The organism is Acinetobacter sp. YH16053, assembly GCF_013417035.1.
In the GTDB taxonomy this organism is placed as follows: domain Bacteria; phylum Pseudomonadota; class Gammaproteobacteria; order Pseudomonadales; family Moraxellaceae; genus Acinetobacter; species Acinetobacter towneri.
Genome location: NZ_VPEP01000006.1, coordinates 31,535 through 56,635, shown reverse-complemented (window position 1 = coordinate 56,635; position 25,101 = coordinate 31,535). Strand labels below are relative to the sequence as shown.

Sequence of the window (25,101 nt, the reverse complement as noted above, 5' to 3'; positions counted from 1 at the left end):
AACCGGTGCTCAACACCGGTTTTCTTTAAGCTGACGCTTCAGATAGCGCTTAGTCGTTAAATTTACGACGTGGGCGATCAAAACCACCTTCACGGCGTGGACGATCTGAATTGAACTCACGACGTGGACGATCTTCACCACCAAATGAACGCTTAGGACGATCATCAAAAGAACGTGGTTGACGGTCACCAAAACCACCTTCACGACGTGCAGGACGATCACCAAAATCACGTTTTGGACGGTCACCGAAACCACCTTCGCGACGTGGTTTATAGTCTACGCGGTTGCCACGGTTGTCATCAGTCGCATCAAAGCGTGGTTTATCGTTGAAACCACCTTCGCGACGTGGACGGTCTGAATTAAATTCACGACGCGGACGATCTTCAAATGAACGTTGTGGACGGTCACCGAAACCACCTTCACGGCGTGGACGGTCTGAATTAAATTCACGGCGTGGACGGTCTTCAAATGAACGTTGTGGACGGTCACCAAAACCACCTTCACGGCGTGGACGATCTGAGTTGAACTCGCGACGTGGGCGATCTTCACCAAATGCAGGACGTTCACCACGTGGTTTGTCATCGAAGCTACGACGTGGACGATCATCACCACCTTCACGACGTTTAAAGTTGCTTTCGCCTTCAAAACGACGACCGCCACCAAAACCGCCACGACCACCGCGACCGCCATCACGACGACCACGACCACCGTCACGACCAGAACGTGCTGGTGGTGGAGATGGCTCTAAGCCTTCAATTTCAGAAACGCTTAAACGTGCATCCAAGAAATCTTCCAAAGCACGGATTTTGCCACGCTCACGGTAAGTTGCCAAAGTAATGGCATTACCGGTACGACCCGCACGACCTGTACGACCAATACGGTGTACATAGTCTTCATTTTTCATTGGTAAACCAAAGTTGATCACGTGAGAAATCGTTGGTACGTCTAAACCACGTGCTGCAACGTCAGTTGCAACCAAAATTTTTGCACGACCTTCACGAATGCTACGTAAACGACGGTTACGTACGGTCTGTGGCATTGCACCGTGTAGAGCAACCACCGAGTGACCTGCTTCAGCCAATTCTTCAGCCAACATGTCGGTATCTTCTTGAGTCGATGCGAATACAACCGCTTGGTCTACACCTTCATCAGACAACCAGTGTGACAATAATTTTTTCTTGTGCTCAAAGCCATCTGTCCAGTGTAAAGTCTGGGTGATGTCCATGTTGGTTGAGTGACCTGTTTCAATTGCAATACGCACAGGTTCATTCATCATACGTTCTGCAAGCGTGATAATACGGCTTGCAAAAGTAGCAGAGAACATTAGTGTTTGTTTACGGTTAGCAGCCAAGTCGCTAATGGCTTCTAGGTCTTCAGAGAAACCTAGGTCAAGCATACGGTCAGCTTCGTCTACAATTAAAGCATCAACTTTATCGAGCTTAATTTGACGACGGTTCACCAAGTCAAGTAAACGACCTGGAGTCGCTACAACCACTTGTGCACCTTTTAATTGTTGGATTTGCTTACCAAAAGGCATACCACCCATAATTGCTGCAATACGTACACCTTTCATGTGACGTACAAATGCAATCGCATCTTGGCTGACTTGTTGCGCCAACTCACGTGTTGGGCAAAGTACCAAAATAGATGGCTGAGTAATGGCTTTCATGCGTTCTTTAAAAGGAACGAAAGTATCTTGGTTAGCAAGCGCGTTTAAAGTTGGGAGTAAGAACGCAGCAGTTTTACCAGAACCTGTTTGGCTAGACACCAATAAGTCTTTACCTTCAAGTGCCGCTGGAATCGATTGTTCTTGAACAGGAGTCGGCGTAGTAAAGTTCAAGCCTTCTAAAGCTTGTTGTAAAGATTCGTGTAAAGAAAAATCAGCAAAAGTTTTGCTCATAGAGATTTTCACCCTGAAAATGGGTGCTCCATTAAAATAAAGTCAGATGGACATCGGCAAAAAGCGGTACAGCAATTATCGCTGACAATGTAAGATTCAGCGGCGATCCGAGTAACGACGATGTGATATAACGCACGCATGATTACGGCTTAACCTGAAGGAATCGCTTTAGCGATTGGGGCGCGAGATATCGTCCTCTCTTTGGACCGCACGCGCATACACAATGATTAGAAGAGAAATGTTCAGGTAATGAACAGAAATTAAGTGCGTGGGCGGATTATAGCAGGATTATTTTAAAAGTCACCTTATTTAATCTACTTTTGCATTTTTTTGTGTAAACCTTGATATATCCTGCTTTTTAGCGAGTATACCCACAATCAAAATGATCTTAAATTAGCTATTTTAGACCAGTCGATAAAAGAAAAGCCCTCAAGATAGAGAGCTTTACTCATTTTTACGACGGCGTAGATCGTGTGATCTAATTATTTAGCTGCGTCACCCCAAGCAGGTACAACGGCTTTCATAAGTGGTTTTAACATTTTCATTGAACATGCCAAAACTTGCCCATTTTCCATAGAGTCGCTGCCACCACGTGCATCGACCACAGTACCGCCCGCTTCTTTCACAATTAACTCACCCGCAGCAATATCCCACGGTTTTAAGCCAAGTTCAAAATAACCATCTAAACGACCTGCAGCCACATAAGCCAAGTCTAATGCAGCAGAACCTGCACGGCGGTATTGAGCGCCTGCTTCTGTCACATTCAATAAACTTTCAAAATGGTTTTTGGCATAAGAAACAATTTCGCCATCGCGCTTAGCACGATAAGCATGACCCACTGCCAAGAAGGTGTTGTCTAAACTGTCTTTTACATTTACACGAATACGACGTTGATTCATCATCGCACCACGGCCACGGCTCGCAGAGAACAACTCATCTTTTACAGGATCGTAAATAACACCGTGCTGTGTCACACCTTTGTGTTGCACTGCAATCGAAATACAGAAATGAGGGAAACCGTGAACAAAGTTTAACGTGCCATCTAAAGGATCAATCACCCAACACCAGTCGGCATCGTGACCTTTGCCTTCCTGCATGCCAAATTCTTCGCCCAGGAAGCTGTGATTTTTATAACTTTTGCGTAATGTATCAATGGTCAATTGCTCGAGGTAACGATCTACGCGCGTTACAGGACCATCAATGCCTTTTTCTTCGACTTGTAGATCGAGTTTATGACGATTCTGATGCGCTTTTAAAAGCTCTTGACCAACTGTTTGAGCCGCACGCGCAGCCATCACCACCATAGGTTCCATTGAACACCCACTACAAATTTGAAGAGTTTGATAAAGAATAATGCATGAAAGCCCCAATATTTTAGCAAATATTGAGGCTTTTGGGGAAGAAGTGTTGCTAAAAATTAATTCAATATAGATTGATGCAGTTTTTGCCAAGCATTTTGCATTGATTTTTCAATGCCTTGTGCATCTAAACCTGCCTGTTGCAGCATTTGACCATGTGTCGCTTGTTGCATAAAGCTATCTTCTAAACCTAAATGAATAATCGGTTTGACAATCTGGGCCTTCGCCAAGTATTCACTCACGGCACTGCCTGCACCACCCATAATCGCATGCTCTTCTACAGTGACGAATAATGCAGTGCTGTCTGCAATCTCAGCTAACAGTTTTTCATCCAATGGCTTCACAAAACGCATATTCACCACACGTACTGCGACATCATGCTGCTGAGCAAATGCTTCTGCCGCCTCAACTGCCGCTTGCACACGGCTACCAAAAGCCAGCACTGAAATATAGTCATCATATTGTGGATTGAACTGCGCCGCAATTTCAGCTTGTCCTAATGGAATTGCTGTCATTTGCTGCTGAATTTCGACACCCAAACCATGCCCGCGTGGATAACGCACTGCTGCAGGACCGTTATATAAATAAGCGGTGTGCAGCATTTGACGACATTCATTTTCGTCTTTTGGCGCCATAATCACGATATTCGGTACGGTACGCATATAGGCGTAGTCGTAAGCACCTGCATGGGTTGGACCATCTTCACCCACCAAACCTGCACGATCGATGCCAAAAGTGACATCTAAGTTTTGCAAAGCGACATCATGAATCAGTTGGTCATAACCGCGCTGCAAGAAGGTAGAGTAAATCGCCACCACAGGCTTTAAACCTTCGCAGGCCATGCCCGCAGCCAAAGTCACCGCATGCTGTTCGGCAATCGCGACATCAAAATAGCGTTCTGGGAATTGTTTGGCAAATTGCACCATGCCCGAACCTTCGCACATGGCTGGCGTAATTGCCAATAATCGTGAATCTTGTTCTGCCTGATCACATAACCACTGCCCAAATACATCAGAATATTTAGGTGCGCTAACTGGTGCAGCTTTGGCATGAATTTTACCAATGGCATGATATTTAATTTGATCAGCTTCTGCAGGCGCAAAGCCTTTGCCTTTTTTAGTGTAAACGTGAATTAAACGTGGGCCTTTACGTTTTTTCAGCGCATTAAACACGTGTGTGAGTTGTTCAACATCATGTCCATCGAAAGGGCCGAAATAATCAAACCCAATCGCTTTAAATAAATTGTCTGCAGCTTCAGTGGCAGCACAGTGTAAACGCGAGTTATACGTCCATTTCGGATGTGGCTGCACGTAAGCTTCGCCAGTTTCACTGACATAAACCGATTCACCACGTTCCCAAATAGCAGCAAGATGTTTAGCAAAGCCGCCTGTGCTGCATGAAATTGACATATCGTTGTCATTCAGCACCACCATCATATCGGCTTGGTGAGCCACGGCATCATTCATGGCTTCAAAAGCCATACCTGCCGTCATGGCACCATCGCCAATAATGGCAACAACTTCACACGGGTTTTGTTGATAACGTCGTGCCAACGCCATCCCCAATCCTGCAGAAATTGCTGTTGAGGAGTGACCAACGCCAAAGGTATCAAAAATAGATTCTTCACGCGCAGGGAATGCAGCCAAACCATCTTTGGCGCGAATGGTGGTGAGTTGCTCGCGGCGTCCTGTTAGGGCTTTATGCGGATAAGCCTGATGACCGACATCCCAAATTAAGCGATCGTGTGGGGTATTAAAGCAATAATGCAGCGCAACGGTCAGTTCGATCACGCCTAAGTTTGCGCCAAAGTGTCCTCCACTTTGACCTGCGGCATACAAAATGAATTGACGTAACTCATCTGCCACCTGAGGAAGCTGGCTTTGCGCGAGTAAACGTAATTGCTGCGGATGGTCAATCGCATCGAGCAATGGTGTTACAGGGCGTTGAGTTGGAATTTCTGTATACAGCATATGTGGCAAAGCCTTCTAAAGCCTGGCAAATCCTAAGCGAGGTCAATGGGAATTACTCGATCATATAACCGAATGGTATTACCTTCAATCAGCCACATTTCTAGCGATGTAGTTTTGAGCAGTGATTTCAGTTGGGCACACGTTGGGTGGGTAGATTATCCTGAATAATCTAACTATTTATCAACCATTATCGTGCGCTTTATACAAAAAAGAAAATCTTCTGTATAAATTCGTGTTCGCTATTCTACTAATGTCTGAGCATTACGCTATACTTTAAACAATTTATCGACTATTTCACGAGTTAAACAGTGCCGATTAAGTTTGTCGCAACCTCACGATTACCGACCGCATTTGGTGAATTCAACATTACGGTATTTCAAGATCCTGAAACTGGCGAAGAACACGTGGCATTATCCAAAGGTTTGGACACTGCGCCAACCCAGCCCGTTCTGGTACGGATTCACTCAGAATGTTTAACTGGCGATGCTTTCGCGTCTTTAAAATGCGACTGTGGCCCACAGCTTCAAGCCACTCAACGTCTGATTAATGACGCAGGACAAGGTGTGATTTTATATTTACGCCAAGAAGGTCGCGGGATTGGCTTGACCAATAAAATTCGTGCTTATGCCCTGCAAGATCAAGGACATGACACGGTGGATGCCAATCTAATGCTGAATTTACCTGCCGATGCACGTCGCTATGATATGTGCAGCATTATGCTAGATCATTTGCAGGTTAAAGCTGTGCGCTTAATCACCAACAACCCTTTGAAAATTCAAGCATTACAGGAACAAGGGATTACGGTGGTAGACCGTGTGCCTTTAACTGTGGGTCTAAATCCATTCAATGAAGAATATTTGCAAACCAAACACGAACGCATGGCGCACATGTATGATAAAGGTGACTTCTGAGTCACCTTTTAATTTTTGAATTAAATAATTTCTACTCAACTTACTTAAATCGTCATCGAAAAAATACGATTATTCGGCATACGGCGTTTTAAACGCAAATCAAAGGCCATACAAATATTGCGCACAAAAGGTTTACCTTTTTCCAAAATCTGAATGTGCTGATCTTGAATGAGCAGTAATTCATCTTCCTGCATTTCCTGTAACTGTTGCAGCACTTGCTCAATTTCAGGAAATGCCAATTCTGGACTGGCCCACGACGTTTCAAAGCTGCACATCAAATTTAAAATATGCTGACGTATCACCAAATCTTCCCGATCCAGCACATGCCCTTTAAACACAGGAATTTCATTGCAGGCTAAACGTGCATAATAATCTTCAATGCTTTTTTCATTTTGCGCAAAGCTATACCAACTGTCGCTAATAGATGAAACGCCCAAGCCAATCATAAGCTGCGTTTTAGATGCGGTATAGCCCATAAAATTACGATGCAAGGTACCATTTTTAAACGACTGATACATGCCATCACGTTCTAAGGCAAAGTGATCCATCCCAATTTCATGATAACCATAGGCCAAAAGACGCTGTTTGCCTTCTTCATAGCATTGACGTTTTAATTCATCTTTAGGCACATCTTCATCTTTAAAGCCACGCTGCCCATTGCCTTTAATCCATGGCACATGCGCATAACTGTAAAATGCCAAACGGTCTGGCATTAAACGCTGGGTCTGCTCAATGGTATTCAGTACATCGTCTAGATTTTGAAAGGGCAAACCAAAAACCAGATCATGTGAAATAGAATCATAGCCAATTTCACGCGCCCACTCGGTCACACGTTGCACATGTTCAAAAGGCTGCATCCGATGAATGGCGCGCTGCACTTTTTCATTATAATCCTGCACGCCATAACTGACCCGACGAAAACCCAAGTCATATAAGGCCTGTAAATGTTCGCGGGTGGTGTTATTGGGATGACCTTCAAAACTAAATTCGTGCTGTTCTGCCACTTTGGCTTTTGCCAGAATGCCTTGAATGAGCTGCGTCAAATGTTCGACAGAAAAGAAAGTTGGTGTGCCCCCGCCCAAGTGAATTTCTTTAATGATGGGAGTGCTTTCGAGCAATTGGCAATATAAGTCCCACTCTTTTAATAACGCCTGAATGTATGGCTGTTCAACTTCATGGCGTTTGGTGACACGTTTATGACAGCCACAAAAAGTGCATAGACTTTCGCAAAATGGCAAATGAATATACAGACTAATGCCTTCGCTGGCATTAGATTCATCAAAAGAACGCTTCAGCGTCTGCTGCCATGCCTCGGCTGAAAAAGTAGCATCATCCCAATAAGGTACGGTTGGATAACTGGTATAACGTGGTCCAGGCACATTGTATTTTTGAATTAAAGAATTTGCCTGCTGTGTCATCCACTCTGCCCCATTCAGTTAATTGCTGCTGACTAAAATTTAGATTGTAAAAACTATTGTGCTGAGCTTGTGCATGGAAATCAACCTAGTCTTTTGCTCGGAATACATGCTGAAATACAAAGCACCTTGCGCAATTGCATGAGCGATTTGCAGCAAACTGGATAAACCCCTTAATTTTTAGACAGTTTTATGTTTTGATGTAAGCCATTTTATTTTTATGCTGAGGTGGCCATGTCGCATCCTACTCACGCGGATATTCAACGTGTACGTGAATTTCTTCTCGATTTGCAGGCGCGAATTTGTGCGGCTTTAGAACAACAAGAACAGGCAGGTGGTGGAAGCGCACAGTTTGAAATTGATGACTGGCAACGTCATGAAGGTGGCGGTGGTCGTTCCCGCGTCTTACAAAACGGTACGGTCATTGAAAAAGGCGGAGTGATGTTTTCGCACATCAATATTTCCAAACTGCCTGCTTCTGCAACTGAACGTCATCCAAATATTGCAGGCGCACCTGCGCAGGCGATGGGTGTATCATTGGTAATTCACCCGAAAAACCCGCATGTACCCACCTCGCACGCCAATGTGCGTTTATTTGTCGCTGAACCTGAAGGACAACCGCCAATTTGGTGGTTTGGTGGTGGTTTTGACCTGACACCATTTTATCCAAATGATGAAGATGTGTTGGCATGGCACCAAACAGCACATGACTTATGTGCGCCTTTTGGCGATCAAGTCTATGCAGAACATAAACAATGGTGTGATGACTATTTTTATTTAAAGCACCGTGATGAACAGCGTGGCGTGGGTGGTTTATTTTTTGATGATCTGAATCAATGGGACTTTGACACCTGTTTCAACTATATTCAGGCGGTGGGTAACGGTTATTTGGCTGCAATTCTGCCTATTTTTGAGCGTAATCGTGACAAAGCCTATACCGAAGCACAACGTGAGTTCCAGCTTTACCGTCGTGGACGTTATGTGGAATACAATCTGGTCTATGACCGTGGCACTTTATTTGGCTTGCAGACAGGTGGACGGATTGAGTCCATTTTAGTCAGCTTACCGAACTTGGCGGGATGGTCGTACCGTCCTGAATGGGCAGAAGATTCCGCAGAGAAAAAACTCACTGACTATTATTTAAAACCACGCGATTGGTTAAATCTCAAGACGAGTTAAAGCTCGCGACTGGTGAAACCTTGCTACATCGCAGTGTAAAAAAGATCACATTCAAGGTTCAAAAAAGCGATTCTTCCACGAATCGCTTTTTTACTTAGAAACTTTATTGCTTATTTTCAAATCAATAAATATGCACAGCATGAATTAACTGTCATGATAGTGCGGATGGATTTTAATAGATGATGTGACCGCGCACCCTATTCGACCATGCACAAATAGGATTTAACTATCCATACATCAAACCATGAGTCAAAGGCGAATTCATCAAACTGTCAAAGCCTTATGTCACACTGCGCCACATCTGTCAGGAGATCCGAATGTTTAGCCCGCTGTTCAAACACAAAATCTTTTTATTTTGGGCAACCTTTGCCATGTTACTTGGCTCAATTTGCATGACCTTTATTTTTGAAAGTCATCTTTCAGATGGCTTAGCCATTAGTAGCAGCATTTTAGCGGGCATTGCCATGTTCGTGATTGCCACTATTTTGGTATTAGAAACCGTTTTAGAGATTTGTAATCCTTAAGTCCAAAGACTCCCACCGTTTTATACCGCCATAGGCTTTAGTCCGCGCTGAATTTGACGTATATTGATGCACATTTCAGCACATGGATTTTGGCAAATGCGCAAACAATTTGCCGTGATTGGCAACCCAATTGAACAATCACGTTCTCCTGAACTGCATCATGCCTTTGCAGAAAAAACAGGCATTGACCTGCAATACAGCAAACGCCTTGCCCCTCTTGATGGTTTTAGAGACAGTGTTGCAGACTTTTTTAATCAGGGCGGTGTAGGCATGAATGTAACCGTGCCTTTTAAAGAGCAAGCATTTGCCCAATGTGGCGTATTAACCGAACGTGCCAAAATTGCCAAAGCAGTCAATACCTTGTGGATGCAAGATGGTGTTTTGCATGGCGACAATACCGATGGTCAGGGTTTGGTTGATGCCATTCGTGCTTTGGGCTGGAATTTAGAGCACAGTGATATTTTGATTATTGGCGCTGGTGGTGCAACCCGCGGGGTAATTTATCCGTTGGTACAAGCAGGCGCAAAAAAAATTGTGATTGCCAACCGCACCCTTGCCCGTGCTGAACAACTGGTTGCTGACCTACAAGCTGCCGTACCGCAAGCAGAATTACAAGCCATGGCACTTACCGATTTAACAGGTCAATTTGATTTAGCCATTAATGCGACGTCTGCCAGCTTAACGGGAGATGCCCTCACCTTGCCTGAGTGTTTGCAGTTTAATTTTGCTTATGAAATGGCTTATGGCAAACCTTCGAGCTTTTTAGAACAAGCCAAAGCGCGTGGCGTACCGACATCGGAAGGTTTTGGCATGCTGGTCGGACAGGCGATTGAATCTTTTTATATTTGGAATGGCGTGAAACCTGAATTAAAAGATTTCCTCTAAATCATCACCAAATAAAAAAATAGCCCTTGAGCAGCAAAGGGCTATTTTTTTATTTAAACTGGGCAATCTTGTTGAACGCTGATTGCCCATTTTTCACCCACGGTTTATTTTACAAATTTCTGCATATCTTCATACACATCCATATATAACTCATAATCAATCTGTTCAGCCTGATCTTCAGTTAAAGTACGAATTGAATTTTGGCTCAATTTGCCCTGCTGACGATCAACATACGTCTGCCCTAAAATATCTGCCGTTTTCTTTAAATTTTCCAAGTCTGGCACATCCCAATCATAAGCTGCTTCATAGGCTTTTAAATATTGCTGAGCAAATATCTGTTGTGGTTGCTTGTATTGCTGTTTCAGCTTACGCCATTCAAGTGCGACTTTATTTTCATCGACTGCATCTTCAGTCAAATTATTGATACGACGACCAATTGCATTATTAAATTGCTCATCTTCTTCTAAATGATGCTTGGCTTGTAAGGCTTCAATCCGTTTTAGCGCCGTACCTTTCGGGTCATAGTAGCGCTCATCACTAAACCAATAGGCATACACTTCTGCCATTTCCTGCAAGGTTTGTGGACTAAGATTTTTTACCCACGCACTTTGCTCTGCTGCCATGTGCACTAAAAATAAAGTCTGATAAGTCTGACTAAAAGATTCTGTTTGTTGATAGGTTTTTTGCGCCAACTGCGCCAATTCTTCATCATAACTTAAGGCGGGTTTTGCAGTGGTCTTATCTTTATTTTCTGCAGTTTCCTGCTCCAAGGTACGCCCTAAATTTGTCACCCATTTTTCTAAAATTGAGTCTTTACTGACTTCTTGAATGGATTTGGCTTGACGCAGCGCACTACGGTCAATTTTGCTGGCTTGCCCATAATTCGCAATGCTGACATCGTTATACACATGAATTGTGCCGTAATTTTCGCGTTTAAATTGCAGTGCATAATCAATTTTTGCAGCACGCCCCTGATCATCTAAAGCCACATCAATTTGCATCGGTGTTTTTTTATCTTTAGGTGTAGCATTCATAATCTGTTGAATTTCAGCCTGATGTTTTTGCCACAAAGCTGCGAAAGCAGCGGCATCGACCAATTGTTCCGAACGATATGGTTCAAAAACTTTAGCTAGCTTTTCTTGCGGTGAAGCAAAGTGCTCATCCAATACCGATTGTGCCTGCTCAGCACGATTTGGACTAAATGCTTCTAATTCATAGGCATAAGCACAGTAGGTTAAATCTCCAACTTTGGCTGTTTTTGCTGTTTCGATCAAACGCTGACAGTCTTGTTCGCTTAGCATACTTGCGGTGCTTGCTGAATCTTCTGCCTGCTCAGCAGCCGCTTCAACGGCTTGTTCAGCTGCGATCATGGCATCTTCACTGGCATCTGCTGAATAATCTGCCACATTACTCACTGTCGTTTCAGTTGCATAAAATTTCTGACTGACCAAATCACGTAAAGCAAGGGTGGCTTGATACGCCACAAAAGCCTCTTGGCTCATGCCATAATCTTCAGCAGTTTCATTGTGTTTCAAGTAGTCTTCAACACTTTCTTTGGCCGATGTATCTTGCGTAATTTCAGCTTGTTCAGCAGCATCTTCGGTTGTGGTCGCCTGCCCCAATACAGTCTGTTGCAAATACGGTGCATTGACCTGATCAAACATGGCAAGCTGCAGCAACATATCTTCCAAACTACTGTTCAAACGAATTTTTTCACTAATTTTTTGCTGACGGTCTTGTGCAGTTAAAGATAACTTTTGAATATGTTTAGAATCTGCCAATACATACGGCACCGCATTCATGGCTTTTAAGTATTCGGCAAATTGTGCCACTTTAATCCGCTCAAAATCGGCTTTGTATTTAGAAAAGTCGATATAGGCAAAGTCATTTTGACTGTCTTTATTCACCAAATAAGGCAACAAAGAAAAATAGTTGGTATAGAACTTATATTCATTAAAATCGACCACCATCGGTACTTTCATTTGCACCAAAAGTGTCGGTTTTTCATAGCGTGCTGCCACATTCAAAGCAGCAATTTTTTGCCGATAATGCACCGAGCCATCGTAGCTAAACTCAGTATCATTCAATACATTCAACAGAAAATTAAAAGGACTCGATTTTTCGATTGCCCCTGCAGCATAGGAAGCAGAGTTTTGTTCCTTAGCCATTGCCGTATATAAGTTTTGTTTTTCTTGTGTACTTAAACGGACTTTTTGCTGTTTTAAATACTGATCTAATTGCTTTTTAAGTACAGGATCAAGTGTGGTAGGAGCAATATCCGTTACTTTTGGTGTTGCTTCAACTAAATTGCTCTGTACCCGTAATTTGCCCTGAAAATCATAACTAGGTGTTTCAAAGATGGCATTTAACCCCGTAATTGCCTTTTGTTCTATACTTACCGTCTGATTGGAATTGGTCTTAATGACATGCTGCGAACAACCTGTAGCAGCTAAACTAAAAAGACATAAAGATAAATATTTTAATTGTATCTTCATTGCTAAACACCTTATATTCATTATAGATTGGTCTGTTCAAACGTACAGATTATGATACATTGTAACATAACACTTCATTCGTTTTTGTAAGGTGAATAATTTTCAGTATTCGCATTTCTGACATTTTTATTCGCTATTCTTATCAATGTTTTTTGATCATGAGTGTGAATAATCAACATATCGATACAGATAATCCAAAACTATTTCTAAATTAGGATTAAGACTATGCCAGCATATAAAGCCCCATTACATGATATTCGTTTCTTAATGAACGAAGTGCTTGATTACCCGACCCATTACAAAAATCTTTCTAACGGTGAACTTGCGGACGCAGATACAGTCGATATGATTTTGGAAGGTGCAGCAGATTTCTGTGAAAATGTACTTTCTCCACTCAATCAATCAGGCGATGAAGAAGGCTGTCATTTTGAAAATGGCAATGTGACCACACCGAAAGGCTTTAAAGAAGCCTATGACCAATTTGTGCAAGGTGGCTGGCAAGGTCTGTCTTACCCTGAACAATACGGCGGTCAAAACCTGCCAATGTCGCTAAACCTCATCAAATCTGAAATGATGGGTACAGCAAACTGGTCATTCCAAATGTATCCAGGTTTAAGCGTGGGTTGTATCAACACCATTATGCAATTTGGTACAGACGCGCAAAAAGATACCTATTTACCGCACTTGGTTGCAGGTACTTGGTCAGGCACCATGTGTTTGACTGAACCACAATGTGGTACCGACTTAGGTCAGGTAAAAACCAAAGCAGAACCACAAGCCGATGGTACGTATGCGATTTCAGGTACCAAAATCTTTATTTCTGCAGGCGAACATGACCTGACTGAAAACATCATTCATATTGTGTTAGCACGCCTCCCAGATGCGCCTGCAGGCACAAAAGGTATTTCATTATTTATCGTACCGAAATTCTTGCCAACAGCAGAAGGTACGGTGGGTGAGCGTAATCCTGTCACTTGTGGCTCTATTGAACACAAAATGGGGATTCGCGCGTCTGCAACTGCAGTCCTAAACTTTGACAATGCCGTGGGTTATTTGATTGGTGAACCACACAAAGGCTTACATGCCATGTTTACCTTTATGAATACTGCGCGTATTGGTACAGCAATCCAAGGGATTTGCCATGCAGAATTGGCATTCCAAGGTGCATTGCCGTATGCTAAAGAACGTATGTCGATGCGTGCCCTTTCAGGTAAAAAAGACCCTGAAAAAGTAGCTGATGCAATCATTCACCATGCCGATGTACGTCGTATGCTCTTAACGCAAAAAGCCGTAGCAGAAGGTGGTCGTGCCATGATTTATCATGCTGCACAATTGGCAGATAAAATGAACGACGCTTTAATGCGTGGTGATACTGCAGCTTTTGAAGCGCATGATGACCATTTAGGTTTCTACACCCCTATCTTAAAAGGCTTCTTAACTGAAATGGGTTATGAAGCTGCCAACCACGGCATGCAAGTGTACGGCGGTCATGGCTATATTAAAGAATGGGGCATGGAGCAAATTGTACGTGATTCACGTATTTCTACCCTGTATGAAGGTACAACTGGCGTTCAGGCGCTCGACTTGATTGGTCGTAAAGTGTTGTTAAGCTCTAAAGGTAAAGTGATTCGTGACTACACCGCTGAAATTTTGAAATTCTGTGGTCAGCATGCACGTAACAAATACATGCGTCGTTTTGCATGGGACTTGACTAAGCTATGTGCACAATGGAATGCATTAACCGTGCGTATTATGTTGGCAGCACGTAAAGACCGTGACATCGTATCCAGTGCTTCGGTTGATTTCTTGATGTTCTCTGGTTATGTGATGATGGCTTATTTCTGGGCGCAACAAGCGGCTGTCGCTTCAACCAAATTGGCAGAAGGTAATGGTCAGGAAACACCTGAATTCTATAAAGCCAAAATCAAAGTTGCCGATTTCTACTTTGAGCGTTTATTGCCGCGCACCCAAGGTCATGCAGAAGCAATGGTGAATCCATCTAAAACCATGACCGCTTTAGCCCCAGAACATTTTAGTTTTGATTACTAAAATTTTCTGAGTAGAAGTAAATAAAAGAGCGCAATATGCGCTCTTTTTTATGCCTAGATTCAAAGTTAAGACGCTAGTTTTTATCAATGAATTCAAATTTACTTTTAATGACCTGTTGGAAAGCCATGAAACATCCACTGGATTAGGTATAAAAATAAAAAAAAATCACTAGACATAAAATTTCTAATCGCTTCATTCAAATCACTTCTTAGCGTTTTCTTCAAGCAACATATAAATTAAATCAAGTTCGGGGCATGCATAGCCCATTGCGGTTAAAACTGCGGTAATTTGTCCACGATGATGTGTTGCATGATTAAACACGTGCATTAAGGTTTCTGCATAAGGCAAACTCATGGCAACACCAGTTGATGTTTTATAATGCAAGTCTTGATCAAAAAAATTAGTATCTACTTGTTTTAAAAAGTGAATCCAGTTTTCAGCTTTCTTTTCAAGCTGTTCAATGAGCTGTGTTCTATTGGTTTCAACGATATGATCTAATGGCAAAATAGCAGAATGCTGCAAAGCAAAACGTGGAAACCATAAATAATGTTCACCGACTAGCAAGTGATTGAGCGTGCCAAAAATACTTTTAAAATATAAGCCCTGATCTGAGAAAAAATCACCATCTGAAACAGATACCAAAGCATGTTTTAGTTTTTGAGTCGCCCATAAATTATAGTTCGCAAGTAACTCAAAGGTTTTTAAGTCCATTCAAATTTGTCCTATCTGAGTTCTTACAACAATCTGAAAAATATTGAAATTTTATATTCTCCTACAAAAACGCTTCCAACACCGAATTTAAAAACACATGCCCTTGCGCAGTACATGCCAATCGCTTCGGATCATCCTGCAACAATTGCCGCTGACGCAATGTATTTAAAATATCCTGCAAATCATCCAAGTTTAAACCTGTGCGGGCAGTATACAAGTTTGCCTCAACCCCATCATTCAGGCGCAGTGCATTCATCATAAATTCAAATGGCAACTCATCGGCTGCAATTGCTTTAAACTGCAAGTTTTCCGCAGGTACTTTGGCTAAGTAATCTTTAGGCAAACGGGTTTTTTGGAAGCGATACACACCATCATGCAAAGTCACTTTGCCATGCGCCCCCGCACCTATCGCCAAATAATCGCCAAACTGCCAATAATTTAAATTATGTGCAGACGGCAACTCTTTACGCCATGCAGACACTTCATAATTCACAAAACCTTGCGCAGTTAAATAGGCTTCACCCTGCGCTTGAATTTCTTCCAAGACATCATCTACAGGTAAAATCGGCTGAGTGCGGAAAAATACGGTATTAGGCTCAATGGTCAATTGATACCATGAAATATGCGTTGCGCCATGTTCCACTGCCAGTTTTAAATCCTGCAGTGCTTGCTGCAAAGTCTGTTCAGGCAAGCCATGCATTAAATCGACATTAATTCGCTGAAAGCCCGCTTCACGCGCCAAGCCAATTGCGGCAATCGCATCATCATTAGAATGAATACGCCCTAATTTTTTTAAATGCTCAGTATTAAAACTTTGCACACCAATCGACAAACGGTTAATGCCTGCAGCCAAATAATCTGCAAAGGGATCATGCTCCACTGTTCCCGGATTGGCTTCCAACGTAATTTCGCAGTCATCTTCAAAAGCTAGCACGGCTTTCAGCTGTGTAAATAACCATTGATACCCCTGTGCTGAAATTAGCGAAGGTGTGCCACCGCCAATAAAAACACTGTGAATTTTCCGCCCCTGCGCAAACTGAGTCTGGGTTTTAAAATCTTCCAGCAAAGCCTGTAGATATTCCTGCTCTAAATCTAAACTCAACTTACCGTCAGGCACAGCATGTGAATTAAAATCACAATACGGACACTTACGCACGCACCACGGCATGTGAACATATAAAGATAAAGGAATATCAATGGGTTGAAGTGGGTTCAAAGACAGGCTCTATGCAAAATCAAAACAGTGATACAGATTTTAACATGACTACAGCAGGACACCGATGTATTCCCTAGAATTTGCTTTAGACTAGGGTTTATTGAATAAGAAAAAATGTGAAAATGATGAAGATATCCAGCCAATTACTGTTAATTTTGCCACTGGCGATGGGCATCGGGATTGCAATGGCCTTTCAAACTGCAATCAACAGCCAATTGCGTGAATATTTATATTCTCCGCTACAAGCTGCCCTTTTCTCTTTTTTGGTTGGTACAATAGTTTTAGCCATACTGGTATTTTTTCAGCAAGTCGAAAAACCCAACCTCAGCACCTTGCTCAACATCCCATGGTATTTATGGATTGGCGGATGTCTAGGGGTTTATGCCATCAGCATGAGTATTTATAGTGTTCCAAAACTAAGTTTACTCACTTTATCTGGGGTGATTATTTTTGGACAAATGGTCACATCAATGCTGATTGATCATTTTGGGTTCTTGGGCACTGAAAAAGTCAGTATCAATTGGCAACGTCTTTTAGGTAGCGTGGTGATTTTTATTGGTGTGCTTCTCACTTTACAACGCTAATACCCAAACGCTAAGCACCTCATGCATTGAGATTTTTTGTGTCAAATATACATTCTGTGACCACGACCCGTTTTGAATTAAAACAGCTTTTTCAACTGATGATTCCAATTTTGGTCACACAATTTGCGCAAGCAGGTTTAGGTCTGATTGATACCATTATGGCAGGTCACATGTCTGCCACCGACTTAGCTGCTATTGCTGTTGGGGTCGGTTTGTGGATGCCCATTATGCTGCTGTTCAGTGGCATTATGATTGCTACCACACCCTTAGTCGCCGAGGCTAAAGGCGCGCGTACCCCAGAAAAAATTGCAACCATCGCCCGTCAGTCTTTATGGATTGCGTTTATTTTAGGTGTGATTGCAGGGCTGATTTTACAGCTCATGCCTGCACTATTGCCATTATTTGGTGTGCCTGAAAATTTACAGCCCAAAGCAGGCTTATTTTTACATGCCATTGGTTTTGGGATGCCTGCCGTGACCATGTATGCTGCCTTGCGCGGTTATTCAGAAGCACTGGGCTATCCACGCCCTGTGACTGTAATTAGTCTGTTGGCATTGGTTTTATTGGTTCCGCTGAACTTTATGTTTATGTATGGCTGGGGGCCTCTGCCTGAACTGGGCAGTGCGGGTTGCGGTTTTGCCACCGCCATTTTGCAATGGTTAATGTTTATAACTTTGGCATTTTATATTTTTAAAAGTCGCGCCTATCAAAGCACGCAGGTATTTAGCCAATGGGAAGCGATTGATGCGGTCTGGATTAAACGTATTTTGCTGTTAGGACTGCCCATTGGTTTAGCCATTTTCTTTGAAGTGAGTATTTTTAGTACTGCCGCCATTGTAATCAGTCCTTTGGGAGAAACCAAACTGGCAGCCCATCAAATTGCCATGTCAGTCACATCTCAGTTATTTATGATTCCCATGTCTTTGGCAATTGCCCTGACCATTCGTATTGGCACATATTATGGTGAACAAAATATTCACGCCATGCGTAAAGTACAAGGCTTGGGTTTTGCAACCGCAACTGTATTTGCCTTTTCTACAATGGCACTGATGTGGTTTTTCCGTCCTGAAATCATTTCAATTTACACCCGCGACCCGCAAGTGGCGCAAGTGACGATGTCTTTATTATTATTTGCGATTGCCTATCAACTCATGGATGCATGGCAAATTAGCGCAGCGGGTTGTTTGCGTGGCATGCAAGACACCCAAGGTCCAATGTGGATTACCATGCTCGCTTATTGGGTTGTGGCGTTCCCCATTGGCGTGTATTTAACTCGTTACAGCAGTATGGGCGCTGCAGGGGTTTGGGTCGGGCTGATTGTCGGTTTAAGCATTGCCTGTGTGTTACTTCTGACCCGTTTATATTTCAACAATCAACGACTGGAACGCCAATTTACAGCATAAACCTCAGCCTACTCACCTACATGCCAAAATACGTTTTGGCACGTGGGTCTTGTGATCAAAAAATACTTTAACAATTAAAAGTAGGCATTTTGCTCACGAACACTTATGATCAAAAGATAGTAAAGATGATCTTGAGGAACATCGCATGGCAAAAACGGCGCGTACACCTGGTCGTCGCTTTATGAAACTTGCGAGCATGACAGCAAGTATTGCAACCAAAACGGTATCGAACTCGATTAAAAACCTCACCGCAGATGAAGAACAAAAAAATGCGGCACGCAGCCAATTGTTTCAGGATATTGGTATCCAAATTGCTGATACCTTAGGCGAAATGAAAGGTGCGGTGATGAAAGTCGGGCAAATTGCCTCGCAATATAAAGATATTTTTCCGCCTGAAGTTGCCAAAGCCATCAGTAAATTACAGCGCCAAGCACCTGCCATGCCTTTTGCTGAAATTAAGGCACAAGTTGAAAAAGAACTCGGTAAACCGCTCGACAAAATTTTTAAACACTTTGATGAAACTCCGTTTGCAGCCGCATCTATTGGGCAAGTGCATAAAGCCATTTTACCCAATGGCGAGCAAGTGGTGGTCAAAGTGCAATATCCTGGGGTCGATGAAGCCTGCGAAAGCGACCTGAAGCAAGTCCGTTTAGCCCTGCGCTTAATGGGTGTGTTAAAAATAGACCGTAAATTACAAGACCGTCTATTTCAGGAAATTCAGGAAAGTTTAGACAATGAGCTGAACTACCAGATTGAGGCACAAAACCTAGAAGTAGCGCGTACCTTTCACGCAGCTTTGGATGATAAAATTATTATCCCACAAGTGTTTAAAGACTATTCTTCGCGGCATATTCTCACCTTAAGTTTGGAACAAGGTGAAAATATAGAAACGGCAAGCACATGGTCACAGCGTACCCGCAACACTTTGGGACGACGTTTATTGCGTGCCATGGGTCAAGAAATCTTTTATTTAAAACGCTTTCATTGCGACCCGCATCCGGGCAACTTTGCGTTCCGCCAAGATGGTTCTGTGGTGATTTATGATTACGGCGGCGTCAAAACTCTATCGAATGATGTAGTGCATCATTTTCGACAACTGATTCATGCTGCGCGTGCGCAAGATATTGCCGAAATTGAACAGCATCTAGATGCACTGCAGGCAATTTCTGCATTGGGTAAATTCCCTGAAGATTTATATTTGCAATGGTTAGAAGTGCTGATGCGTCCGCTAACCACACATTATGATTTTGCTGAAAATTCTGCCCATCATGATGGCGTTGAGTTGGTCAAAAGTTCATTGAAATATTGGGATGTGTTTAAGCCTTCTCCCGATACCTTAATGGTGAATCGAACTGTTTCAGGGCATTATTGGAATTTAATTCATTTAAAAGTACATGATAATTTAAATGATATTTTTGAGGAGTTGGTTCCACCGCGAGCTTAGACTCAACTTTGGACTCAGCAAAGGATGCTGAAAATAAAGCCCAATCTGTTTTATGCTCCGTAACTAAAATTATAATCCAGACAAAAAATCCTCCCAAATGTAGGAGGATTTTTTGTTATCTAAACCGATTCATTCAAGTTGAAACGATGAAATTCAAATTATTGAATTTCAAGGTGTTTGATTAAGCATTCCAGATCATCGGCAGACAGTTGTCCAATATAAGTGAGTTGTGTTTTTTGGATAGGCAGCTGATATGTTTGTACTGTATCAATCCACGATGGCTTTTTTAAACCAGCCTGTTGCCAGTTTTTAATTTCCACATATTTGCTTTTAATAAAAGCAGACTTATTTTCGTACTGACTACTTAAACGAAATACAACATAGTCGGTGTCCGTTTGGCGAATATACAACACAGGTCTGGTCTTACCCTCGGCAATATCTGTAAAGCCAACATAAGCCCAATAGAGTTGTTGGGTCATTAGTAGCCGCCATCATCTTCTAAAAAAGCAGCAGTATCCGCAGCGTTAGACACTTTTACACTAGGAACATTATGGCTCATCGCGATTAATCTTGCTGTATTCAAATCCTCGTCACTCACTTGAGTCGTGACAGGTATTTTTCCAGTTCGTGCAATTTCAGCGTAAACCATGCTCATTACAGTGGCAGGCGTCAGACCAACTTTTGTCATAATGTATTCTGCCGATTCCATAATTGCCTGATCAACCGTGTATTGAACCCGTTTTTTTACCAATGTTGTCATCATCTACTCCATACATACCACTGAATGCCATTTTATGCCTTAAAATGGCATGGGTCAAACTTGTTCTTACGATGCCTTTTCACTTCCAATAGAAAAAATTATTTAATCTGTTCAGACACTATTCCCTCAATGACAGCCCTTATACAACAGGTTTAAAAAGGGATTGGATAATTTTTGATGTAAAACTCACTAGAAAGAATGCATGTGGGTTTTATTTGCCAAATTAATTGTTATGTTATAACATTTCACAAATTACACACTTAGTTTGGAGAAATCTCATGCGTCCGAATATCCACCCAGAATATCGTGAAGTTTTATTCCACGACACCAACGCCAATGCCTATTTTGTGATTGGCAGCACCTTGCAAAGCAGCCAAAGTAAAGAATATGAAGGCAAGGTATATCCTTATGTGACTTTGGATATTTCAAGCGCATCGCATCCGTTCTACACAGGTGAACAACGTCAAACCAGTAATGAAGGACGTGTCGCGAGCTTCAACAAACGCTTTGCACGTTTCAAACGCTAAGCTTGAGTTTTATTGCAAAATCTCACAATCACTTCATATTCAGTTAAGTTTTCTGTTTTATATTTTAAACATAGCAAGATTGCTCATCGAAACGATGGGATATCCTCTATCTTCAAAGCCCAAGCACTCTCCTCCAGCTTGGGCTTCTTTTTATTTATAATTTTTATCTAATGGATTTTTCTACTCAACGATTGATTTGGTACAGACCCTAATCTAATGTTTTAAAAACTGTTGAATCACATAAAAACCCAATCCCAGCAACATCACTCCCAAAACCACACTGGAAAGCGCATAACTAAACGCCATACCTTGCTGTCCATGTCTTAAGAGTTGCCAAGTTTCCAAACTAAAACTGGAAAAAGTGGTAAAGCCACCTAAAATACCTACCATCAGTAATAAGCGGGCTTCCTGCTGCAACACAGGATATTTCTGACTCAATCCAAAAAATACACCTGCCAAAAAGCAGCCAAACAGATTGACCGACCACGTTGCCCATGGAAAATGCTGTGCCGATTTAAATAAATACAGGCTTGCGGCATAGCGTAAACTTGCGCCAATTGCACCGCCCATTGCTACCAAAAGCCAATTCATTGTGTTTTGAATCCTAATGAAAAAAAGTGAGATGAATGAACCATCACCGCACAATTAAAACCTGATCACACTATACAAGAATCATGATTTTAAATGCGAATGTACACTCAAAAAACACATAGACTTTGCCATAAAAATTGCGCTAGTCTGCATATTATTTCAATTTAGGCACATGTGGAGGATGTCATGGCAAAAGAATTATTGGCTCAACTTGAGGCAGGCAGTGCAACATTTGCCGATGTGATTGCATTCATTGAAGCACACTATAACCACACCCCAACCGCATTTAAAAATGGACAACAAAACAATGCTGCCACTGAAAATCAGGGCAGCGCTAAAGTATTTTCTTTTGCTCAGTTAAAAGGTCTAGATCAGGCACAAACCCTCAGTTTGTTTGCAGAACACTATGCCTCGGTACGTGCAAACCTGACAGGCAGTGACCACCAAAACATTCGCCAGTTTATGCAACATGGTTGGGATGGCATCCGATTTGAAGGGCAAGCACTCAGCGCCAAATAATTTTGAGTATTTTAGTTTTAAATTTAGATAGGAAAGCCGTGTGATACTGATTATAAACAGCCTCACAAGGCTTTTTATTTTAAGGAATTATAGATTCTTTGCCGTTGAATCTAACAATGATTCGAGCTATTTAGCATAATCAAACACATCAAGAAATACGCACCCGACATTGCCATTCTTGTATTGCGGTTTTTTCCCATGCTCGGGCATGTTTCACGTGGAGCAATTCCTGACCAGCCTTGATAGCCTGAAAATAAAATATTTTTTGTCCGCCTTGCCCTACTTGGGCAGAAAATGAAGCTTCAGCAGTGTGATAAATACTTTCTACATCAAATAACTTCAGCGGCTCTACCAAACTCCATTGATAGCCTGTGCTTAGGTTTTCATTCAGTTGTAATTCTAATGTTTGCCCAACATCCATTTCTAACAATGCGGGACATTGCTGCTGTGCCGTAAATTTAAACGTTTGTCCATCAATGCTTGAATTCATACCTGTGCATGCGCTTAAGCCCAATGCCACAACACATCCACTCAAACCCATGCGCAAATAGCAATTCATCACCCTGTCCTAACTTTTAACCTTTTCAATCCACTGAATTGAACTGACGCGAAATACTTCGCACGCACCATCCCCCGTATCGGTAGGGGTAAGCGATGACGTCCAAACCAAGTCCTGATCTTTCACCTCAACCAACTCACCTTTTAAACGCACCAAATCACCACGTTTTACTTTTTGAATGTCTTTGGCAATTTTTGGGTTGGCAGGAATGATATGCATATTAGACACCATTTGCATGGCTTGTTCTGCAGGCACAGGTAAACGGTCTATTTTCCAGTTTAAATAGCGGTCATATTGATTGACGGTAATATGACGGGCAATTTCAGGCTCAGCAAATAAACCCCAACTCACCGCATAATCAATCGGAGAAAATTTGGCTTGGGCATCATCCTGATAGGTTTTTGAACCCAAAATTCGAAAATCACCCTTAAAAGGTTGCAACACTTCAATCGACTGACCTTTCACGACAGGTGGTAAGCCTTTGGCAATATTACGCTCAACCGAAGCATAGCCAGAACATGGCAAAGCCAAAGTCAACAATAATGCGGTCAGTTTGAGTGAAATATGCTTTTTCATCATGGTCATCAGCCCATCAAATTCATGTATTCAGCTTTTTATCTTAGCGCTAGATCATGAATACAATAGTTAAAATTAGTAACAAAATGCAGTCTTTGGCATGTACTGACATAGCAAAAGCACAGACTTTTCAGCTAAGCTCAAAGGTAATAAAAAGGAATGATCAGATTAAAATATGCTGTACCGACTTTATCAAAAACATATTTTTCCGCACCTGCTCAATCAAGTCATGCAAACCCCGTCGCTCATGGATTTGCGCCGTGAACTTTTATTGGGCGTGTCAGGTGAAGTGTTGGAAATAGGCTTTGGTACAGGGATCAATTTAGCTTTTTATCAAAATATCGATACGGTTTATGCCTTAGAGCCCAATGCAGCCGTCTTTCAACTGGCACAGGAACGAATTGACGCAGCACCCTTTTTAGTTGAGCACATTGCTGCAAGTGCAGAACAACTCCCTTTTGCCGATGAACAACTACAGCATGTGGTGTCTACTTGGACGCTGTGCAGCATTGCAGATTTGGCACAAAGTTTGCGGGAAATTTATCGTGTACTACAACCCGGCGGTACTTTGCATGTGGTGGAGCATGTGCTGAACCGACAAAGCCTAAATATTCAGCGTTTACAGCACCTGCTCACCCCTATTCAAAAGAAAGTTGCAGATGGCTGCCATCTAAATCGTGATATTGAAGTCGCCCTACTCGAAACGGGTTTTGAATTAGGCGAAGTCCGCTATATCGATGTTGCAGGCATTCCAAGTCTTGCACAGCGTATGTTATTGGCACGGGTGCATAAACCTAAATGATAAATTGAAGTCATCACTTTAAAATCTAAATGCGAAGACTTTGCTTCAATAGCTAAAGCCAATTATGCCTCTTACATTACCATGCCCCCCACAAAGATGACGTCATGTCACGTTGTTGCAGCGTGAATGATGTTTAATCATCATCTTGAAAATCAATACGGATAGTTTCAAAACGAATTTTACCCTGCTGAATTGCCTGAGCAATGGCTTGCTGGCCTTTGGTCAGACGCGCACCACCACTTTTAATATCAATTAAGACAATGGCAATATCTTCGGCACGTCCGTTGCCATCCCGATAATCGGTATAACCATCAAACACCACATAATCGACAGGATCACCTAAAAATTTGGCATCACTGGGTAAATACTGAAATTCTGGCATAATCGGTGCCAGTTGCTCTGCCATTTTGCCTTTTAACACCGCACGGCTGGTATTTACACTGCGCTTTTGCGCCTGCAATAACGCCTGCTGATGAGCCAGTTCAATTTCTGCAATATATTGCTCATACTCAGCTTTAATCCGCCCGTTACGGCTATTACTCAAAATCAGCGTGGTCAACACTACGCCTACACATGCCCCAATCAGCATGGCCATCCAAATTGACATTTAACCTTCTAATCCTGAATTTTTTCAGTTCTCTTTACGACTTTTGTCAACTGTCATATTCCGAGCATAAAACAATGCTATGCTAGGAGTGAGCAGCGTAAAATCGATTCGAGGGT

General features: G+C 42.4%; 24 protein-coding genes. 11 read left to right on the top strand and 13 right to left on the bottom strand.

Features of this window, described 5'->3' with window-relative positions:
* Nucleotides 1-49: 49 nt before the first annotated feature.
* The 3 genes from FTV43_RS07160 to dxs all read right to left on the bottom strand — a co-directional run bounded on the left by FTV43_RS07160 (nt 50) and on the right by dxs (nt 5,228).
* Nucleotides 50-1,900 (bottom strand): DEAD/DEAH box helicase, encoded by a 1,851-nt coding sequence (locus FTV43_RS07160; protein ID WP_104852597.1) that lies wholly within the window; start codon nt 1,898-1,900, stop codon nt 50-52.
* Nucleotides 1,901-2,382: 482 nt separating this feature from the next.
* Entirely contained in the window at nt 2,383-3,213 is an 831-nt protein-coding gene (locus tag FTV43_RS07155; RefSeq protein WP_179995204.1) for an inositol monophosphatase family protein, read from the bottom strand.
* A gap of 104 nt (nt 3,214-3,317) precedes the next feature.
* Nucleotides 3,318-5,228, bottom strand: coding sequence for a 1-deoxy-D-xylulose-5-phosphate synthase (gene dxs / locus FTV43_RS07150; RefSeq protein WP_179995203.1), 1,911 nt, complete (start codon nt 5,226-5,228; stop codon nt 3,318-3,320).
* Between the two features lie 308 nt (nt 5,229-5,536).
* Here dxs and ribA point away from each other — a divergent pair, with 308 nt between their 5' ends.
* Nucleotides 5,537-6,139 carry a GTP cyclohydrolase II gene (gene ribA, locus FTV43_RS07145; protein ID WP_004974633.1) on the top strand — a complete coding sequence of 201 codons (603 nt, stop codon included), beginning with the start codon at nt 5,537-5,539 and terminating at the stop codon, nt 6,137-6,139.
* Nucleotides 6,140-6,183: 44 nt separating this feature from the next.
* On the opposite strand, the gene hemN is transcribed toward ribA, so the two are convergent.
* Complete coding sequence (hemN, locus tag FTV43_RS07140) at nt 6,184-7,557, bottom strand: oxygen-independent coproporphyrinogen III oxidase (RefSeq protein WP_096901232.1); 1,374 nt, start codon at nt 7,555-7,557, stop codon at nt 6,184-6,186.
* A gap of 231 nt (nt 7,558-7,788) precedes the next feature.
* Here hemN and hemF point away from each other — a divergent pair, with 231 nt between their 5' ends.
* The 3 genes from hemF (at nt 7,789) to aroE (ending at nt 10,142) form a co-directional block, all read left to right on the top strand.
* Nucleotides 7,789-8,733: an oxygen-dependent coproporphyrinogen oxidase gene (gene hemF, locus FTV43_RS07135; protein ID WP_179995202.1), complete on the top strand. Its 945-nt coding sequence runs from the start codon at nt 7,789-7,791 to the stop codon at nt 8,731-8,733.
* A 317-nt stretch (nt 8,734-9,050) separates the two neighbouring features.
* Nucleotides 9,051-9,257, top strand: a complete 207-nt coding sequence (locus FTV43_RS07130; protein WP_004974627.1) for a hypothetical protein — start codon at nt 9,051-9,053, stop codon at nt 9,255-9,257.
* Between the two features lie 96 nt (nt 9,258-9,353).
* Complete coding sequence (gene aroE / locus FTV43_RS07125; RefSeq protein WP_104852603.1) at nt 9,354-10,142, top strand: shikimate dehydrogenase; 789 nt, start codon at nt 9,354-9,356, stop codon at nt 10,140-10,142.
* A 104-nt stretch (nt 10,143-10,246) separates the two neighbouring features.
* Here the strand turns inward: aroE and FTV43_RS07120 are convergent, their stop codons facing one another.
* Nucleotides 10,247-12,637, bottom strand: a complete 2,391-nt coding sequence (locus tag FTV43_RS07120) for a hypothetical protein (RefSeq protein ID WP_179995201.1) — start codon at nt 12,635-12,637, stop codon at nt 10,247-10,249.
* A gap of 225 nt (nt 12,638-12,862) precedes the next feature.
* Here FTV43_RS07120 and FTV43_RS07115 point away from each other — a divergent pair, with 225 nt between their 5' ends.
* A complete protein-coding gene (locus FTV43_RS07115; protein WP_154320290.1) occupies nt 12,863-14,686 on the top strand; it encodes an acyl-CoA dehydrogenase C-terminal domain-containing protein in 1,824 nt (607 codons plus the stop codon).
* Nucleotides 14,687-14,887: 201 nt separating this feature from the next.
* On the opposite strand, the gene FTV43_RS07110 is transcribed toward FTV43_RS07115, so the two are convergent.
* Together FTV43_RS07110 and hemW are read right to left on the bottom strand one after the other, a co-directional pair.
* Complete coding sequence (locus FTV43_RS07110) at nt 14,888-15,397, bottom strand: DinB family protein (protein WP_179995200.1); 510 nt, start codon at nt 15,395-15,397, stop codon at nt 14,888-14,890.
* A 61-nt stretch (nt 15,398-15,458) separates the two neighbouring features.
* Complete coding sequence (gene hemW / locus FTV43_RS07105; protein WP_179995199.1) at nt 15,459-16,613, bottom strand: radical SAM family heme chaperone HemW; 1,155 nt, start codon at nt 16,611-16,613, stop codon at nt 15,459-15,461.
* A 122-nt stretch (nt 16,614-16,735) separates the two neighbouring features.
* Here hemW and FTV43_RS07100 point away from each other — a divergent pair, with 122 nt between their 5' ends.
* From FTV43_RS07100 to FTV43_RS07090, 3 genes are all read left to right on the top strand, one after another.
* The gene (locus tag FTV43_RS07100; RefSeq protein ID WP_179995198.1) at nt 16,736-17,197 is read left to right on the top strand and encodes a DMT family transporter; all 462 of its coding nucleotides are present in this window, start codon (nt 16,736-16,738) and stop codon (nt 17,195-17,197) included.
* A 38-nt stretch (nt 17,198-17,235) separates the two neighbouring features.
* Complete coding sequence (locus FTV43_RS07095; protein WP_354267855.1) at nt 17,236-18,600, top strand: MATE family efflux transporter; 1,365 nt, start codon at nt 17,236-17,238, stop codon at nt 18,598-18,600.
* A gap of 145 nt (nt 18,601-18,745) precedes the next feature.
* On the top strand, nt 18,746-20,044 hold the full coding sequence (locus FTV43_RS07090) for an AarF/ABC1/UbiB kinase family protein (RefSeq protein ID WP_004974602.1): 1,299 nt from the start codon (nt 18,746-18,748) through the stop codon (nt 20,042-20,044).
* A gap of 158 nt (nt 20,045-20,202) precedes the next feature.
* Here FTV43_RS07090 and FTV43_RS07085 read toward each other — a convergent pair whose 3' ends face one another.
* Nucleotides 20,203-20,523 carry a type II toxin-antitoxin system PemK/MazF family toxin gene (locus tag FTV43_RS07085; RefSeq protein ID WP_131260605.1) on the bottom strand — a complete coding sequence of 107 codons (321 nt, stop codon included), beginning with the start codon at nt 20,521-20,523 and terminating at the stop codon, nt 20,203-20,205.
* Complete coding sequence (locus FTV43_RS07080; protein ID WP_131260606.1) at nt 20,523-20,804, bottom strand: type II toxin-antitoxin system RelB/DinJ family antitoxin; 282 nt, start codon at nt 20,802-20,804, stop codon at nt 20,523-20,525. The genes FTV43_RS07085 and FTV43_RS07080 overlap by 1 nt, the downstream gene beginning before the upstream one ends.
* A gap of 278 nt (nt 20,805-21,082) precedes the next feature.
* Here FTV43_RS07080 and FTV43_RS07075 point away from each other — a divergent pair, with 278 nt between their 5' ends.
* Entirely contained in the window at nt 21,083-21,331 is a 249-nt protein-coding gene (locus FTV43_RS07075; RefSeq protein WP_004974599.1) for a type B 50S ribosomal protein L31, read from the top strand.
* A 213-nt stretch (nt 21,332-21,544) separates the two neighbouring features.
* Here the strand turns inward: FTV43_RS07075 and crcB are convergent, their stop codons facing one another.
* Nucleotides 21,545-21,922 (bottom strand): fluoride efflux transporter CrcB, encoded by a 378-nt coding sequence (crcB, locus tag FTV43_RS07070; RefSeq protein ID WP_179995197.1) that lies wholly within the window; start codon nt 21,920-21,922, stop codon nt 21,545-21,547.
* 186 nt (nt 21,923-22,108) lie between these two features.
* Here crcB and FTV43_RS07065 point away from each other — a divergent pair, with 186 nt between their 5' ends.
* Entirely contained in the window at nt 22,109-22,441 is a 333-nt protein-coding gene (locus FTV43_RS07065) for a HopJ type III effector protein (RefSeq protein WP_168418502.1), read from the top strand.
* A 148-nt stretch (nt 22,442-22,589) separates the two neighbouring features.
* Here the strand turns inward: FTV43_RS07065 and FTV43_RS07060 are convergent, their stop codons facing one another.
* Both FTV43_RS07060 and FTV43_RS07055 read right to left on the bottom strand, forming a co-directional pair.
* The gene (locus tag FTV43_RS07060; protein WP_179995196.1) at nt 22,590-23,000 is read right to left on the bottom strand and encodes a protease inhibitor I42 family protein; all 411 of its coding nucleotides are present in this window, start codon (nt 22,998-23,000) and stop codon (nt 22,590-22,592) included.
* A 9-nt stretch (nt 23,001-23,009) separates the two neighbouring features.
* Nucleotides 23,010-23,576, bottom strand: coding sequence for a hypothetical protein (locus tag FTV43_RS07055; protein ID WP_179995234.1), 567 nt, complete (start codon nt 23,574-23,576; stop codon nt 23,010-23,012).
* A gap of 175 nt (nt 23,577-23,751) precedes the next feature.
* Between FTV43_RS07055 and FTV43_RS07050 the strand changes: the two genes are divergently transcribed.
* Nucleotides 23,752-24,378 (top strand): class I SAM-dependent methyltransferase, encoded by a 627-nt coding sequence (locus tag FTV43_RS07050; RefSeq protein WP_168418499.1) that lies wholly within the window; start codon nt 23,752-23,754, stop codon nt 24,376-24,378.
* 133 nt (nt 24,379-24,511) lie between these two features.
* Here the strand turns inward: FTV43_RS07050 and FTV43_RS07045 are convergent, their stop codons facing one another.
* Nucleotides 24,512-24,985: a Holliday junction resolvase-like protein gene (locus FTV43_RS07045; protein WP_179995195.1), complete on the bottom strand. Its 474-nt coding sequence runs from the start codon at nt 24,983-24,985 to the stop codon at nt 24,512-24,514.
* Nucleotides 24,986-25,101: the final 116 nt, after the last annotated feature.